Raw genomic sequence first — 828 nt, 5'->3', positions numbered from 1 at the left:
ATAGTCCAGCGCCAATACCGCGCACTGCGCGCTGATGGTCAATTGCCGACAGACCGCATCGTGCGAGTCCAGGCTGCCGATGCAATAACCGCCGCCATGCAGATAGATCAGCACTGGCAGCGCCGCACCGGCCTGCTCCGGCCGATACAGCCTTGCCGCCAGGTGACCGTGGCGCACCTGCGGCGAGACTTGCTCCACGGTACAGGGCGGAGCGAATGGTGGCAGGCTGCGCGAAGCGGCCTCGAACTCGGCACGCGCCTGTGCCACCGGCAACTCATGGGGAGCCGGCCGCCCTGCCCGCCGGCCCTCGTCGACCATATCGAGATAGGCGGCGATTTCCGCGTGCAGCTCGCCAGGTACATTAGAAAGGGCAACACTCATAGCGCGAACGCCTCCTGCGCGATCTGCGCGCAACAATGATCGATGACTGCCAGCAACTCCTCCTCGAAAGACGCCATGAAGCGCTCGATGCTGGAAGGACGAAACACCTGCCGACTGAACAGACAGCGCAGCGCCAACTCACCGTCGTGCACCTGGCCGACGATCTCCAACCAGTTGTTCAGCGGCGCGCTCGCGGCATAGGCATCACCGGGCCGCTCATCGAGCAGGCTGAACAGGGCTTCGCCGTCGGCGCTCTGATCGAGCTGGCCCAAGTAGTTGAAAGTGACGCGCGGCTGCGCCTGTGCTGCCAGCCTGCTGCGCATCTGGCCATCGGCCAGATAACGCAACACACCGTAGCCGATGCCCTTGTTCGGCACCGCACGCAGGCGTTGGCGCAGCGCTGTGATGGCCTGGCCATAATCGCCCTCGCCAGCCTCCAGACGCACC

General features: G+C 65.0%; 2 protein-coding genes. Both read right to left on the bottom strand.

Annotated elements, in window-relative coordinates; translation table 11 throughout:
• A partial coding sequence (locus J0A65_RS24455) for an alpha/beta hydrolase fold domain-containing protein (RefSeq protein WP_206596853.1) occupies window positions 1–381 on the bottom strand: 381 nt, incomplete at its 3' end.
• The coding region (locus J0A65_RS24450) for a condensation domain-containing protein (protein ID WP_206596852.1) at window positions 378–828 on the bottom strand (451 nt) is incomplete at its 5' end. The genes J0A65_RS24455 and J0A65_RS24450, both read right to left, overlap by 4 nt.

The organism is Bowmanella yangjiangensis, assembly GCF_017255015.1.
Taxonomy (GTDB): domain Bacteria; phylum Pseudomonadota; class Gammaproteobacteria; order Enterobacterales; family Alteromonadaceae; genus Bowmanella; species Bowmanella yangjiangensis.
This window is presented reverse-complemented; position numbering and strand designations above follow the sequence as displayed.